The 14860-nt window shown below is 63.9% G+C and carries 15 protein-coding genes; 9 read left to right on the forward strand and 6 right to left on the reverse strand.

Features of this window, described 5'->3' with window-relative positions; genetic code table 11:
• The first annotated feature begins 14 nt into the window (after positions 1–14).
• Positions 15–2360, forward strand: coding sequence for a patatin-like protein (locus tag DKM43_RS07055; RefSeq protein WP_109797719.1), 2346 nt, complete (start codon positions 15–17; stop codon positions 2358–2360).
• Between the two features lie 42 nt (positions 2361–2402).
• Here DKM43_RS07055 and dnaJ read toward each other — a convergent pair whose 3' ends face one another.
• Positions 2403–3536 carry a molecular chaperone DnaJ gene (dnaJ, locus tag DKM43_RS07060; protein WP_109797720.1) on the reverse strand — a complete coding sequence of 378 codons (1134 nt, stop codon included), beginning with the start codon at positions 3534–3536 and terminating at the stop codon, positions 2403–2405.
• A gap of 70 nt (positions 3537–3606) precedes the next feature.
• The gene (dnaK, locus tag DKM43_RS07065) at positions 3607–5526 is read right to left on the reverse strand and encodes a molecular chaperone DnaK (RefSeq protein WP_109798059.1); all 1920 of its coding nucleotides are present in this window, start codon (positions 5524–5526) and stop codon (positions 3607–3609) included.
• Between the two features lie 167 nt (positions 5527–5693).
• Here dnaK and DKM43_RS07070 point away from each other — a divergent pair, with 167 nt between their 5' ends.
• From DKM43_RS07070 to DKM43_RS07080, 3 genes are read left to right on the forward strand one after another with little or no spacing between them, the layout of a single operon-like run.
• Positions 5694–6233, forward strand: a complete 540-nt coding sequence (locus DKM43_RS07070; protein WP_109797721.1) for a copper chaperone PCu(A)C — start codon at positions 5694–5696, stop codon at positions 6231–6233.
• Positions 6230–6724 carry a vgr related protein gene (locus tag DKM43_RS07075; RefSeq protein ID WP_201739800.1) on the forward strand — a complete coding sequence of 165 codons (495 nt, stop codon included), beginning with the start codon at positions 6230–6232 and terminating at the stop codon, positions 6722–6724. The genes DKM43_RS07070 and DKM43_RS07075 overlap by 4 nt, the downstream gene beginning before the upstream one ends.
• A 23-nt stretch (positions 6725–6747) precedes the next feature.
• The gene (locus DKM43_RS07080; protein ID WP_109797722.1) at positions 6748–7173 is read left to right on the forward strand and encodes a hypothetical protein; all 426 of its coding nucleotides are present in this window, start codon (positions 6748–6750) and stop codon (positions 7171–7173) included.
• On the opposite strand, the gene DKM43_RS07085 is transcribed toward DKM43_RS07080, so the two are convergent.
• Complete coding sequence (locus tag DKM43_RS07085) at positions 7174–7434, reverse strand: glycine zipper domain-containing protein (protein WP_109797723.1); 261 nt, start codon at positions 7432–7434, stop codon at positions 7174–7176. It abuts the gene before it with no gap.
• Between the two features lie 216 nt (positions 7435–7650).
• Between DKM43_RS07085 and DKM43_RS07090 the strand changes: the two genes are divergently transcribed.
• Positions 7651–8328, forward strand: coding sequence for a cysteine hydrolase family protein (locus tag DKM43_RS07090; RefSeq protein WP_109797724.1), 678 nt, complete (start codon positions 7651–7653; stop codon positions 8326–8328).
• Between the two features lie 11 nt (positions 8329–8339).
• Here DKM43_RS07090 and DKM43_RS07095 read toward each other — a convergent pair whose 3' ends face one another.
• Both DKM43_RS07095 and hrcA read right to left on the reverse strand, forming a co-directional pair.
• Positions 8340–8900: a nucleotide exchange factor GrpE gene (locus tag DKM43_RS07095; protein ID WP_109797725.1), complete on the reverse strand. Its 561-nt coding sequence runs from the start codon at positions 8898–8900 to the stop codon at positions 8340–8342.
• Positions 8897–9961 (reverse strand): heat-inducible transcriptional repressor HrcA, encoded by a 1065-nt coding sequence (gene hrcA / locus DKM43_RS07100; protein ID WP_109797726.1) that lies wholly within the window; start codon positions 9959–9961, stop codon positions 8897–8899. The genes DKM43_RS07095 and hrcA overlap by 4 nt, the downstream gene beginning before the upstream one ends.
• A gap of 78 nt (positions 9962–10039) precedes the next feature.
• On the opposite strand from hrcA, the gene rph reads away from it, so the two are divergent.
• The 4 genes from rph to DKM43_RS07120 are packed head-to-tail and all read left to right on the forward strand — an operon-like array spanning position 10040 to position 13439.
• Positions 10040–10756 carry a ribonuclease PH gene (gene rph / locus DKM43_RS07105; protein ID WP_109797727.1) on the forward strand — a complete coding sequence of 239 codons (717 nt, stop codon included), beginning with the start codon at positions 10040–10042 and terminating at the stop codon, positions 10754–10756.
• Positions 10756–11388, forward strand: coding sequence for an RdgB/HAM1 family non-canonical purine NTP pyrophosphatase (rdgB, locus tag DKM43_RS07110; protein WP_109797728.1), 633 nt, complete (start codon positions 10756–10758; stop codon positions 11386–11388). The genes rph and rdgB overlap by 1 nt, the downstream gene beginning before the upstream one ends.
• A gap of 9 nt (positions 11389–11397) precedes the next feature.
• Entirely contained in the window at positions 11398–12549 is a 1152-nt protein-coding gene (gene hemW, locus DKM43_RS07115; protein WP_109797729.1) for a radical SAM family heme chaperone HemW, read from the forward strand.
• The gene (locus DKM43_RS07120; RefSeq protein ID WP_109797730.1) at positions 12546–13439 is read left to right on the forward strand and encodes a tyrosine recombinase XerC; all 894 of its coding nucleotides are present in this window, start codon (positions 12546–12548) and stop codon (positions 13437–13439) included. The genes hemW and DKM43_RS07120 overlap by 4 nt, the downstream gene beginning before the upstream one ends.
• A 2-nt stretch (positions 13440–13441) precedes the next feature.
• Here DKM43_RS07120 and DKM43_RS07125 read toward each other — a convergent pair whose 3' ends face one another.
• Positions 13442–14773 (reverse strand): sensor histidine kinase, encoded by a 1332-nt coding sequence (locus tag DKM43_RS07125; protein ID WP_109798061.1) that lies wholly within the window; start codon positions 14771–14773, stop codon positions 13442–13444.
• Between the last annotated feature and the right edge of the window lie 87 nt (positions 14774–14860).

A 14860-nucleotide genomic window follows, 5' to 3' on the forward strand; every position in this document is an offset into this window, starting at 1 on the left:
GCCACTATGCGACCATGCGGCAAAAGGAATTGCGGATCGCGCTCGTCTGTTATGGTGGCATCAGCCTTGCCGTCTATATGCACGGCGTCACCAAGGAGCTATGGCGCGCCACCCGCGCAAGCCGTGCCTTTCATTGCCCTGAAGATCAAGGCGCGAATAACATCAGGGGCGTGGAAGGCGTCTATCTCCGGTTGCTGCAAGACATTGCGCTGACGCGCGACCTGCGGCTGCGCCTGCTGCCCGACATCATATCCGGGGCCAGCGCGGGCGGCATCAACGGTGTGTTTCTTGCACAGGCCATCGTCACCGGGCAGAGCCTCGAACCGCTTACCGCCATGTGGCTTGAGCGGGCGGACATCGATGTGCTGCTTGATCCCGATGCGAAGCCGTGGAGCAAGTTCGCCAAGTTCTGGGCGCAGCCACTGGTGTGGTTCGTGCTGAAGCGTCCGGGCAATGTCGTCAGCAGCACGGTTGCCCCCGAAACGCGCTCCGAGGTGCGCCGCAAGGTTTCCCGGCTCATCCGGGCGCGCTGGTTTGCGCCCCCGTTCAGTGGCATCGGCTTCTCGCGCATGATCGCCGATGCGCTCGATGCCATGGCCGCGCATCCGATGGGCGATCCGCTGCTTCCCGAAGGCCACCCGATCGACCTGCTGGTGACTGCCACCGATTTCAACGGCCACCTTGAGGAACTGCGCCTCAACAGCCCGGAAGTGGTTGTCGAAAGCGAGCATCGCCTCTCTATCGGCTTTCGCCGCACGGCGGCCCGGACTGGCGACAGGACGCTGGCGCCCTGCCCCGAACTGGTTCTCGCCGCGCGCTCCACCGCCAGCTTTCCCGGTGCCTTTCCACCGCTCGTGCTGGAAGAGATTGACCAGCTCGTGGCCGAGCGCGGCGCGACCTGGCCTACCCGCCAAGCCTTCGTCGAACGGGTCATGCCCACCCACGCACGGCGCGGCACTGCCGAAACGGTTGCGCTGGTTGACGGGGCCGTGCTGGTTAACCGGCCCTTTGCCCAGGCTATCGACGTGCTGCGCGACCGTCCGGCACGGCGCGAGGTTGACCGGCGCTTCGTCTATATCGATCCCAGCCCCGATCACATGCGCATTGCGCCAAGGGGCGGGCGCACCGTGGGATTCTTCTCTGCGATTTTCGGATCGCTCTCGTCCATCCCGCGCGAGCAGCCCATCCGCGACAACCTTGAAGCGCTGGAACGCCAGTCACGTCAGCGCGCGCGCCTTCGCAGCATCGTCGATGCGCTGCGTCCGGAAATCGAGGAAACCGTCGAACACCTGTTCGGGCGCACCCTCTTCTTCGATCACCCGAACCAGCGGCGCCTAACCGCATGGCGCAACAAGGCGCAGCAGGCAGCCGCCGAACGCGCGGGCTTTGCCTTTCACGGATATGCCCAGACCAAGCTTTCGGGCATCGTTGCGGAACTGGCCGCGCTGATCCGCGAAGCGGCGCCGCAGGGCGCCAGCGAGGCCGAGATCGAAGCCGTGCTGTGGGAGCATCTTGCGCGACACGGGCTGGATCGGCTTTCCGCGCTGCGCGGCGGTGCAACGCACGAAGCGATCATCTTCTTCCGCACGCACGATATTTCGTTCCGCATTCGCAGACTCAAACTGCTTGCACGCAGGCTGACACATGACTGGGATGCCGGAGAGACCGTCGATCCGGCATCGCGTGAAGTGGCGCGCGATGCGGTCTATCGTGCGCAGGCGCTCTATCAGGGCCGCGAAGGGGTTGCCGGGCTTGGCCCCGGCTTTGCCGAGACCGCAGCCCTTGCCATGGTCGATCCGGGCGCGGTGCTCAACGCCATTGCCACGCGGCGCGATCTGGTCAGCCTCGATCTTCAGGTCGATGCCATTCTGGTGGCCGCGCTGGAGGGCATGGACAAGCCGCTGCGGCGGCGTTTCCTGCATGCCTATCTGGGCTTTCCGTTCTACGATATCGCCACACTTCCGCTGTTGCAGGGCGAAGGCATGGGCGAGTTCGATCCGGTCAAGGTTGATCGCATTTCGCCCGACGATGCCACCTCGATCCGCAAGGGCGGCACCTTTGCCTGCCTGCGCGGAGTGGAGTTCTTCAATTTCGGCGCGTTCTTCAGCCGTGCCTACCGCGAGAACGATTATTTGTGGGGCCGCCTCCACGGCGCGGAGCGCACGATCGACCTCATTGCCTCAACCGTGGAGCCGCCGCTTCCCGCAGATGTCATAGCCGGTTTCAAGCGCGATGCCTTTCTGGCGATCCTCGACGAGGAGCAGGGCCGCCTTCTCGCCGAGCCGGGCCTGGTTGACCGGCTGCGGGCCGAAGTCCTGACGGCATTCGGCAGTAACGCAGGCACACATGAAGAGGGCTGATGCGGCGCCCTGCCCCGTCCATTTGCGGGGCAGGATGGATCATCACTCGGTCAGATCGGTCCAGGCATCCTTGATCCGCTCGAAAAAGCCCTTTGACTGCGGGCATTCCTCGCCGGTTTCGGTTGCCTGAAACTCGCGCAGCAATTCCTTCTGGCGCGAGGACAGTTTTGTTGGCGTCTCGACGTGGATCTCGACGACAAGATCGCCGACACCGCGCCCTTGCAGAACGGGCATCCCGGCCCCGCGCTTGCGAAGCTGCTTGCCCGACTGGATTCCTGCGGGAATCTCGATCTTGTGGACGGTCCCGTCCAGTCCGGGAATTGCGATCTCGCCGCCGAGCGCCGCGGTGGTGAAGCTGATCGGACAGCGCGTGAGCAGAGTGGTGCCCTCACGCTCGAAGACCTTGTGGCGCTGGATATGGAGAAACAGGTAGAGATCGCCGGGAGGCGCACCGAAGGGGCCCGCCTCACCCTTGCCAGCCAGCCGGATACGCGTGCCGTTATCGACGCCCGGCGGAATTGTCACTTGCAGGCGCTGTTCGGCATCGACGCGCCCTTCCCCGCGGCAGGTCTTGCATGGGCTTTCGATCACCTCGCCCCGCCCATGGCAATTGGGGCACGAGCGTTCGACCATGAAGAAGCCCTGCTGCGCGCGGACCTTGCCATGACCGCCGCAAAGATTGCAGCGCCGTGCCGAAGTGCCCGGCGTTGCCCCCGATCCGCCGCAGGGTTCGCACTTCTGCGAAACCTCCACGGCAATTTCGGTGTCCTTGCCGTGGAAGGCATCCTCCAGCGTGATTTCCATGTCATAGCGCAGGTCTGCCCCGCGCCGGGCCTGCTGGCGTCCGCCGCCGCCGAAGGCACCGCCAAAAATCGTCTCGAAGATATCGCCGATGTCACCGAAATCAGCGCCCCCAAAGCCGCCACCGGCGCCAGCGCCGCCGCCCTGCTGGAACGCGGCATGTCCGTAACGGTCATAGGCTGCCCGCTTCTGCGGATCGGAAAGGCAGGCATAGGCCTCGTTGATCTGCTTGAACTTCGCCTCGCTTTCGGCACACCCCGGGTTCTTGTCGGGGTGATACTTCATGGCAAGCTTGCGATAGGCGGACTTGAGGACCTTGTCGTCCGCCGTGCGGTCAACTTCGAGCAGTTCGTAGAAATCGATTTCCGCCGACATTGCGGTTCCTTAGACAGACAACCCGCCGCCCGCGCATTCACGCAGGCGGCGGGCCGGTTTCATCGCAACATCACTTGTTCTCGTCGACTTCCGAGAACTCGGCGTCGACCACGTCGTCATCAGCCCCAGAGGCCTTATTGCCGGCCTCAGCACCCGGAGAAGCCGCAGCAGCCTGCTCCTTCTCGTAGATAGCCTGCCCCATCTTCATGGCCTTGTCGGTCAGGGCCTGCGTCTTCGCGGTCATGTCATCGACATTGCCGCTTTCGACCGCGGTCTTGGCCTCGGCAATGGCGGCTTCGATCTCTGCCTTCAGCGAAGCATCGACCTTGTCGCCGTTTTCTTCAAGCTGCCGTTCGGTTGCGTGGATCAGGCTTTCGGCGTTGTTCTTCGCCTCGGCCGCAGCGCGCCGCTTCTTGTCTTCCTCGGCGAAGCGTTCCGCATCCTTGACCATCTGCTCGATGTCAGCGTCCGAAAGACCGCCAGACGCCTGAATGCGGATCTGCTGCTCCTTGCCGGTGCCCTTGTCCTTGGCCGAAACGTTGACGATGCCGTTGGCGTCGATATCGAACGTCACCTCGATCTGCGGCACGCCGCGCCGCGCAGGCGGAATGCCGACAAGGTCGAACTGGCCAAGCAGCTTGTTGTCCGCCGCCATTTCGCGCTCGCCCTGGAAGACCCGGATCGTCACCGCCTGCTGGTTGTCCTCGGCAGTCGAGTAGATCTGGCTCTTCTTGGTCGGGATCGTGGTGTTGCGGTCGATCATCTTGGTCATGATGCCGCCCAGCGTCTCGATCCCCAGCGAAAGCGGAGTCACGTCGAGCAGCAGCACGTCCTTGACGTCGCCCTGCAGCACGCCCGCCTGAATGGCCGCACCCATGGCGACAACTTCATCGGGGTTCACGCCGGTGTGCGGTTCCTTGCCGAAGAAGTCCTTCACCACTTCGCGGACCTTGGGCATGCGGGTCATGCCGCCGACCAGCACGACATCATCGATGTCCTTGGCCGAAATACCAGCATCCGCCAGCGCCTTGCGGCACGGTTCAAGCGTGCGGTCGATCAGCTTGGCGACGAGCTTTTCCAGATCGGCGCGCGTCACCGTTTCGACAAGGTGCAGCGGAGTGGTGGCTCCGCCTTCCATGCGCGCGGTGATGAAGGGCAGGTTGATCTCGGTCGTCTGGGCCGACGACAGCTCGATCTTGGCCTTTTCCGCCGCTTCCTTGAGGCGCTGAAGGGCAAGCTTGTCGTTGCGCAGGTCCATGCCTTCCTTCGACTTGAACTTGTCCGCGAGGTATTCGACCAGCGCGGTGTCGAAGTCTTCGCCGCCAAGGAAGGTGTCGCCGTTGGTGCTCTTCACCTCGAACACGCCATCGCCGATCTCAAGGATCGAGATGTCGAACGTCCCACCGCCAAGGTCATAGACCGCAATCGTCTTGCCGTCCTGCTTGTCGAGACCATAGGCGAGCGCAGCTGCTGTCGGCTCGTTAATGATGCGCAGCACTTCAAGGCCCGCGATCTGGCCTGCGTCCTTGGTGGCCTGACGCTGCGCGTCGTTGAAGTAGGCCGGAACGGTAATGACCGCCTGCGTCACGGTTTCGCCGAGATAGGCTTCGGCGGTTTCCTTCATCTTCTGAAGGGTGAAGGCAGAGATCTGCGACGGGCTGTATTCCTGCCCGCCCGCCTTGACCCAGGCATCGCCGTTCTTGCCCTTCACGATGGTGTAGGGAACCAGCTCCGTGTCCTTCTGGGTCATCGGATCGTCGAAGCGGCGGCCGATCAGGCGCTTGACCGCAAAAATCGTGTTGTCGGGGTTCGTCACCGCCTGACGCTTGGCCGGCTGGCCGATCAGACGTTCGCCATCCTTGGTGAAGGCGACGATCGACGGCGTGGTGCGCGCACCTTCCGAGTTTTCAATAACCTTGGGCGTGCCCCCGTCCATCACTGCAACGCAGCTGTTGGTCGTGCCAAGGTCGATGCCGATAACTTTAGCCATGAGTTCCCCAGTTCCTTCCATTCAAGACACCGCGCGGGAAGCGATCCCCCTGCCGGGCAGACCGCCGATTGCGGCTCGATTGACCGCGATATAGGTGCGCTTGCGCTTGGCACAAGGCCCCCGCGCGCCTACCAGTTGCGACGCATTCAACATTGGAGTCGCAATCCATGCGCGTGGTCGTTTTCGCAGGTCTTTCAGCAGTTGCTCTGGCGCTTTCGGGATGTGGTCAGCAGGGTGCTGACCCTGTGCCGACGGCGACCGCCAGCATTGATGCAGAGCCCCAGAATGCGCCCGGTGTAACCATCAGCGATGCCATGGTGCGCCTGCCCGCGGCGCCCGGCCGCCCCGGCGTTGCCTATTTCGGCGTGACCTTCGGCGGAGAGGGTGCGCGCAGCATTGCCGGTGTCTATGTCGAAGGAGTAGAACGCACGGAAATGCACGAAACCGTGACCGAAAACGGCATTTCGAAAATGCAGCCCGTGTCATCGGTTCCGCTCAGCACCGGCCAACCGGTGCAGTTCAAGGCGGGCGGCCTGCACGTCATGCTGTTCGGCGTTGCCGATACGCTCAAGGCCGGTGAGACCACGGAGATTACCCTCACGCTCGACAATGGCGACAAGGTGAGCGCCCCCGCCCGCATCGAAGCCGTCGGCGGCGGCATGAGCGCGCCGATGGACCATTCCGCCCACGACATGAGCAAGATGTGACCGGCAAGGGCGCGCTCTGCCCTCCGGGCGGAGAGCGCCCGCTCACCGGCGGCGAGAAGGCCCTTGTCGCCGAGGTGTTCGGCCGCGCGGTCGATACCGGACCGGTCCGCATCCGGCGACGGCGCTGGTTTCCCTTTCAGCCCAGGGGCACGGTCATGGCGCCGACCGGCCATATCCACTTCACGCCGGACTGCGAACGCTATTGCGACGATTTTTCCTGCGCCAACCTTCAGGCGCAGGGGCTGTTCATCCACGAAATGGTGCATGTCTGGCAAACCCAGACGCGCGGGCGCTGGTGGCTGCCGCTGATGCGGCACCCGTTCTGCCGATACAGCTACACCTACCAGCCAGAGCGGCCGTTCGAGAGATACGGCATCGAGCAACAGGCAGAGATCGTCAGGCACTGGTTCATGGCCAAGAACGGCAGCCCATTAGCGCACGCCCCCCCAGTTGCGCTGCTGGATGACCTGTTGCCGTTTACGAATGCTTGAAACTTGCGCGGCAGGTTGCGTCAATGGCCTCGACACCTACGGACAGCACGCTGCATCTGTGGCGCAGCAAAACCATTGATGCTTTCGCGCAAGCCGAAGCTGCCGTGGATGCCATTGCCCGAAAGCTCAACGCCGTCCCGAAATGCGATATGCTGGGCCAGAAGATCGAGGCGATCCGCAAGGCCAAACACAATTCCTCCGTCAGCGAGGAGCGGAAGAAGAAGATCGATCAGTGTCTGGGGGAACTGTCGAAGCTGCTGGGCCTGCGCAATGATATTGTCCATTCGCCGATGGGCATCGAAAAGGCTGGCGAAAGGATTCTTGCCACTTTCGCCAACCCGAACCTCCAATGCGACTTTTCCGAATTTCGCCGTGTCATCCCGGCACCGCGTCTTCAGGCTCTGGCGTCGAAAGTCGTCAATCTTGCCAAGACCCTTGAAAGCGCCTGATCAGCAGCGCACTTCGTATTCACGGCCGCGACTGTCCACTCGGTAGCAGCGTCCGCGGTCCTTGCGCACCTGCGAGCCGGCTGCTGCGCCGACTGCCCCGCCGATCGCGGCGCCCGTTGCGATATCTCCGCCCGTGGCAACGCCAAGCCCGGCGCCCACTGCCGCGCCCAGAGCCGCGCCCTCACCGGTATAGTTGCGCGCGCAGCCACCCAGCGTGATGGCCGATCCGGCAATGGCAGCCGCGATGATGAACTTGTGCATGACTGATCTCCTGATCTTGCGAGAATCTCTGCGCAATCGACGGTAATCAGGCAGCGAGGTTCCGGATCATGCGACGAAGCGTGGCAGGGCTGCGTTTCTCCTGCCGGAATGCCCGCTTCGACGCTGACGACAGCCCTTCAATCGAACGGCAATCTTGCCCCTGACTGACGGGAATGCCTGCCTAATGGGAAGGCCTCACTCACGGGAAGGAATGCCATGCCGCACAATATCGACCATCACGCCATACTTGCCCGCTTTGCATCTGCGCGCGGCGGAAACGGGAATATCTTCAGGGACATCGACCCCACCCGGCTGGCGCACATCATCGTCGATATGCAGAACGGCTTCATGGAGGAAGGTGCGCCGGTCGAAGTGCCCGTGGCGCGCTCCATCGTGGACAACATCAACCGCATAAGCGCGGCCGTGCGCGCAGCGGGCGGATGCAACATCTTCCTGCGCTATACCACGCCGCCCGCAGGCGGGGCGAGCTGGTCCAATTTCATGGCGCGCATGGGCAAGGACGCCGATGCGCACCGCGAAGCCTTCACGCCCGGCCATCACTACTGGCAGCTCTGGCCTTCGCTTGACGTGACCGGTGATGACCTTGTCATCGACAAGCACCGTTTCAGCGGCTTCACGCCGGGCACCTGCACGCTTCATCAGGTCTTGCAGGCGCGCGGGATAGACACCGTGCTGATCACCGGCACCCTTACCAACTGCTGCTGCGAAAGCACCGCGCGCGATGCCATGCAGCACAATTTCCGCGTGCTGATGGCATGCGATGCCAATGCCGCGCTTTCAGACGAGGAGCACGCCGCAACGCTTCGCATCATGGCCATGGTCTTTGCCGATCTCTACGCAACCGACGAAGTGACCGCACTGCTGGGGCGATAGCGCGAACCGGCTCAGTCCGGCTTCTTTGCCACTGCCACCATTGCCGGGCGCAGCAGGCGATCCTTGATCATGTAGCCGGCCTGCAATTCCTGAATGACCGTTCCCGGCTCCGCGTCGGCCGAAGGCATTTCAATCATGGCCTGATGCTGGTGCGGATCGAGCGGCAGGCCCATGGCAGCGATGCGCACAATGCCGTGGCTGGAGAAGACCTTCTCGATCTCGCGGCCAGTGGCTTCCAGACCGGCCACGAGGTTCCTGAACCTGTCGTCCTCGCGAAGGTCAGCCGGAATCGATTCGAGCGCGCGCGAAAGGTTGTCGGCAACCGAGAGGATATCACGGGCGAAGCCGGTTGCGGCATAGGCGCGTGCATCGGCGATGTCCTTTTCCATGCGGCGACGCACGTTCTGGGTTTCGGCCTTGGCGTAGAGAACGTCCTGCCTGGCTGCTTCCAGTTCCTCGCGCAGCTTGTTCAATTCATCGTCTCCCGAAGGCTGATCGATCATATCTTCAGGCACGCCCTTGAGTTCAGCCGCAATCTCAGCGTCGGTGGGGCGCGTGTCGTTATCGCTCATTTTCTCGAAAACCCGTCTTGTCCGATGAATCTGCCCAAGGTCTGGGCGGTGAAATCAACCATGGGGACAACCCGCGCATAATTCAACCGCGTCGGCCCGATTACGCCGACAACGCCGACGACGCGCCCTTCTCCGTCGCGCCAGGGCGAGGCAATGACCGACGAGCCGGAAAGCGAGAACAGCCGGTTCTCGCTGCCAATAAAGATGCGCGTGGCTTGTGCCTCGCGCGCGGCATCGAGCACGCGGGCGATGGCCTCGGCGCTTTCCAGTTCCTCAAGCAGCTGCCGCACGCGCTCGATGTCATTCAGCGCCGCGTCATCCAGCAGGTTGGCCTGCCCGCGCACCACCATGACCGGCCGCGCGGCGGCATCCTGCGTCCACACCACCAGCCCGCGCTGCACCAGATCGGCGCTCGCCGCATCAAGCGCCGAGCGTCCGCTGGCGATGTCGGCGCGGACCACCCCGGCAGCCTCGCCCAGAGTGCGGCCCTGGAGGCGCCTTGTGAGATAGTTTCCGGCCTGTTCCAGCACGGCTGCGCCAACCGGTTCGGGCAGATCGATGATGCGGTTCTCGATCCCGCCATCCTCGCTGACCAACACGGCCAGCGCCCGCACCGGCGATAGCGGCACGAAGGAAATCTGCACAAGGCGCGGTTCGCGCTTCGGCACCATGACCACCGCCGCACCGGCAGAAAGTTCCGACAGGGCAAGGCTGGCCGCGGCAAGCGCGTTTTCGATGGTGCCGCCGCTGGCCAGACCGCGCTCGATCTGCGCGCGCTCTGCCTCGGACGGTTCGGCCACTTGCATGATGCCATCGACAAAGAGCCGCAGCCCCACTTCGGTCGGCATTCGCCCTGCGCTGGTATGCGGCGCGGCCAGCAGCCCTGCATCCTGCAATTCCTGAAGCACCGATCGGATAGAAGCAGGCGAAAGATTGACCGTGCCCGATCCGGCCAGCGTCTTGGAACCCACTGGCTGCCCGCTGGCGATGTAACCTTCCACCACAAGACGGAAAATCTCGCGGGCGCGGTCTGTCAAATCGGAAAGGGTCGGACCGTTCATGTGCGCTACTCTATTCACCGCTCTTGCAGGCTCAAGCCCGATGCGCCAGAGGCTGGCCAAACTTTTGAGGGAATCTCCATGCGACCTTCCGGCCGTGCGCCCGATGAAATGCGCCCCATCGTGATCGAAACCGCCTTTACCAAGCACGCGGAAGGTTCGGTGCTCGTTTGCTTCGGCGATACCAAGGTGATCGTCACCGCATCGGTGGAAGAGCGTGTGCCACCGTTCCTGCGGGGCAAGGGCGAAGGCTGGGTTACGGCCGAATACTCGATGCTGCCACGCGCCACCCACACGCGCGGCAGCCGCGAGGCCGCCAAGGGCAAGCAATCGGGCCGCACGCAGGAAATCCAGCGCCTTATCGGCCGAAGCTTGCGCGCCGTCACCGATCTCAAGAAGCTGGGCGAGCGTCAGATCACGCTCGACTGCGACGTGATCCAGGCCGACGGCGGCACCCGCACCGCCTCGATTTCGGGGGCGTGGGTCGCCCTGCGTCTTGCCGTGCAGAAGCTGCTCGACAGCGGCGCTATCAAGGAAGATCCACTGACCGAGAAAGTTGCCGCCGTATCCTGCGGGATCGTCAATGGCCAACCGGTGCTCGACCTTGACTACATCGAGGATTCGTCCGCCGATGCCGATGCCAACTTCGTGCTGATCGAAGGCGGCAAGATTGCCGAAGCGCAGGCCACGGCCGAAGGCGCAACCTACGACGAGGAAGGTCTGCTGCGGCTGCTGCGGCTGGCCCGCATCGGCTGCAACGAGATCTTCGCAGCACAGGAAAAGGCGGTTCGCGGCTGATGTCCTCGCCTCGTCTCGGCTCTGGCAAGCTGGTTATCGCCACGCACAACGCCGGAAAGCTCAGGGAAATACAGGCCCTGCTTGCGCCCTATGGCATAGAATGCCTTTCGGCAGGAGCGCTGGGCCTGCCCGAACCGGCAGAGACGGGCACGACCTTTGTCGAGAACGCGCTCATCAAGGCGCGTGCCGCGGCTGAGGCGGCCGGGCTTCCCGCGCTTGCCGACGATTCGGGGCTGTGTGTGGATGCGCTGGGCGGTGCACCGGGCGTCTATACGGCCGACTGGGCCGAGGCCGACGTTTTCGAAGGCGGACCGGGGCGGGACTGGTATATGGCCATGGGGAAGGTCGAGGGCAAACTTGCCGAACTGGGGCCGGATGCGCGGCGCACATGCCACTTTGCCTGTGTGCTGGCCATCGCATGGCCCGATGGCCAGAGCGCCGTTTATGAAGGCCGCGCGCAAGGCACGCTTACCTGGCCGCCGCGCGGCACGATGGGATTCGGCTATGATCCGGTATTCGTGCCGCTTGGAGACAACCGCACCTTTGCCGAACTCGACCCGGCGCAGAAACACGCGATCAGCCACCGCGCCGATGCCTTTGCCAAGCTGGTAGCGGACCAGTTTTCGGCTTAAGGCAGGCGCATGGCGCTTGCCCTCTACATTCACTGGCCGTTCTGTCTCGCAAAGTGCCCCTATTGCGATTTCAACAGCCATGTCCGCGAGCGGACCGACATGGCGGCATGGCAGCACGCGCTTGTTGCCGACATGCGCCATGAGGCGCGCCTTGTGCCCGGCCGGGCGCTGACCTCGATCTTCTTCGGCGGGGGAACGCCCTCGCTCATGCCGCCCGCACTGGTCGAGGCGCTGCTGCGCGAGGCAGAAGCGCTGTGGGGCTTTGCCCCCGGCATCGAGATCACGCTTGAAGCCAATCCCAGTTCGGTCGAAGCGGCCAATTTTGCAGCCCTTGCCCATGCGGGGATAAACCGTGTCTCGCTGGGCCTTCAGGCGCTTGACGACGAGACTCTGCGCTTTCTCGGACGGCTGCATGGCGTCACCGAAAGCCTTGCTGCGCTGGACCTTGCCCAAAGGCATTTCGGACGAGTCAGCTTCGACCTGATCTATGCCCGGCCCGGCCAGTCGATCAGCGCATGGCAAGGCGAACTCGCACGTGCACTTGCCTTCGGGACGGGGCACATTTCACTCTATCAGCTGACGATCGAGCCGGGCACCCGGTTCGCCACGCTGGTGCGCGAGGGCAAGCTTTCGCCGCTTGACGATGACGCGGCCGCTGATCTCTTTGCCCTCACCCGCGAGATGACTACCGCGGCCGGATTGCCAGCCTACGAAACCAGCAACCATGCGCGGCGCGCAGAGGAAAGCCGCCACAACCTGTCCTACTGGCGCTACGAGGATTATGTCGGCATTGGCCCCGGCGCGCATGGGCGCAGACTTGGCGCGGCCACCGTGCGCCACCGCAAACCGGAGAACTTCCTGCGTGCGGTTAGCGAACACGGCCACGGCATTGCGGAAGAGCGGGCGCAGAGCGTGCATGAACAGGCAACCGAGGCCCTGCTGATGGGCCTGCGCCTTGCCGAAGGCATATCCCCGCCGGAACTCGCCCGGCGCTTCGGTCTTGCGGTTGATGCCATGATCGACCGGGATGCCTGCGACCGCCTTGCCGCCATGGGTTTTATCGAGCGCACCCAAAGCCGCCTTGTCGTGACAGAAAAGGGAGCGCCATTGCTGGAAGCGCTGCTGGGCGAGATCGTGGCCGGCGATCTGGTGAGCACATGACGAAGGCCGACATTCTGGAGGCGTGGCATACACATCTGCGGTTGAGCCGCCGCCGTTCTGCGCATACGGTGCGCGCCTATGCGGCCACGGCGGCGCGGCTGCTCGATGCGCTGGGCGGCACGCAGGACTGGGCCTCGCTCGCCCGGATCGACGCTGCCACCCTGCGCAGCCACCTCGCCGCGCGGCGTGCCGAGGGCATAAGCAATACATCGGCAGCACGCGAACTGTCCGCGATCAAGTCGTTCATTGCCTTCGCGCGCGAACAGGCAGGCGAAGCGAACGCCAGCCGCCCCCGCCTGCGCGGGCCGCGCATCAAGAAGGGACTGCCGCGTCCCGTCACTCCCGATGAGGCGGTCAATCTGGCAGAGACCGTGGCCGAGGATGCAACGCAGCCGTGGATCGCGGCACGCGACCGCGCGGTATTGCTCCTGCTTTATGGCGCAGGAATGCGCATTGCCGAAGCTCTGGCGCTGCCTGCATCGGTGCTGCCACTGGGAGATGCCATAGTGATTACCGGCAAGGGCGGGCGGCAGCGCGTGGTGCCGCTCCTGCCTGTCGTGCGCGCGGGAGTAGATGATTACGTGCGGCAATGCCCCTGGCCGCTGGACAAGGACAGCCCGCTGTTTCGCGGGGCAAAGGGCGGGCCGTTGGCTCAGGGCATGGTGCAGCGCGCCGTGGCACGGGCGCGCATCGTGCTGGGCCTGCCTGCCACGGCAACGCCCCATGCGCTTCGCCACTCCTTTGCAACCCATCTGCTGGGGGCAGGCGCCGATTTGCGCAGCCTTCAAGAACTGCTCGGCCATGCCAGCCTTTCGTCAACCCAGATCTATACGCGGGTCGATGCGGCAACCTTGCTTGATGTCTATCGCAGCGCGCATCCACGCGCCTGAAGTTATCTCGCGCTTGTTGAAGCGGGACGCGGAAGTCGCAGGACGGCCAGCAATCCTCCCAGATCCTCGCTTTCCCGCAGTTCGACGCTGCCGCCATAGATTTCGGCAACGTCGCGCACGATCGCAAGGCCAAGACCCGTGCCCGGCTTTCCGGTATCGAGCCTGACGCCTCGGTCGAAAATGCGGGTGCGGGCTTCTTCAGGAATGCCCAAGCCATCGTCCTCAACCCAGATTTCGCAGAAGGCCGGATCGGTCGGCACGGCATCGACTGTGATGAAAACCGAACCGCCGCCATACTTGGCCGCGTTCTCGATCAGGTTGCCGAGGATCTCGTCGAGATCCTGCCGTTCGATCGATACTTCGGCCTGCCGGTTGCCATCCTTGTCGAAACGGACCTTGGGGTAAAGCCGCACCACCGCGCGTTCGACCGCCTCGACGCTTTCCCAGACCGGCGCGCGCGAAAGCCCCACTGCACGCCGCCCCACGGCGCGGGCGCGGGCAAGGTGATGATCGACCTGACGCCGCATGACCGCTGCTTCGCGGATCACCGTATCGGCCAGATCATCGGCCTTTGCCGTTGCCGCGTTCATCACCACGGTCAACGGCGTTTTGAGCGCATGGGCCAGATTGCCCGCGTGGGTGCGCGCCTCCTCGGCCTGACGTTCGGAATGTTCCAGCAGCGCATTCAGTTCCATCACCAGCGGCTGGACTTCCAGCGGCAGGGGATCGGTCACGCGGCTGGCCGTGCCTTCGCGCATCCTTGCGATGGCCTGCCGCACCCGGCGTAGCGGGCCAAGGCCGTAATAGGTCTGGAGACCCGCCATGCCGACAAGCCCGAAGCCAAGCACAAGGAAAGACCAGAACAGGATTGCGCGGATTCGCCGGATCTGCGCATCGATCTCGCCCCGGCTGGCAGCCACCTGAAACTCCCAGAGCGTGTTGCTGCCAGGCAGGATCACCGAACGCTTGATGACGCGGAGCTTCTCGCCATCGAACTGGTCACTGTCCTCGATGACCGGTTCCACGAAATTGCGGTCCGGGTTGCTGGTCAGCGTGCGGTCCCACAGCGAGCGCGAGGGGAAATCATCGTGCCCCTGCCCGGAAATCTGCCAGTAAAGCCCGCTGTTGGGTTCAAGAAAGCGCTGGTCGCCAAGCGGCCGGTTGAAATAGACCTCGCCATCGGGATCGACTTCGGCCGAGGCGATCATCGCCGTCAGCATATATTCAAGCTGTTCGTCGAAATTGCGCGTGATGAGGCTCGTCAGCGTCTGGTCAAGCGCAATGCCGCCGCCGATCAGCAGCACCGATATCCAGCCGACCGCAATCAGCAGCATCCGCCGCGCCAGCGATCCGGTGTGCGGCGCGGGCAGCGGCGATGATGGCAATGGGGGTGTCACCGGCCTTTCGGGCACCGCGCAGGG

It is taken from the genome of Novosphingobium meiothermophilum (assembly GCF_003171715.1).
Taxonomy (GTDB): domain Bacteria; phylum Pseudomonadota; class Alphaproteobacteria; order Sphingomonadales; family Sphingomonadaceae; genus Novosphingobium; species Novosphingobium meiothermophilum.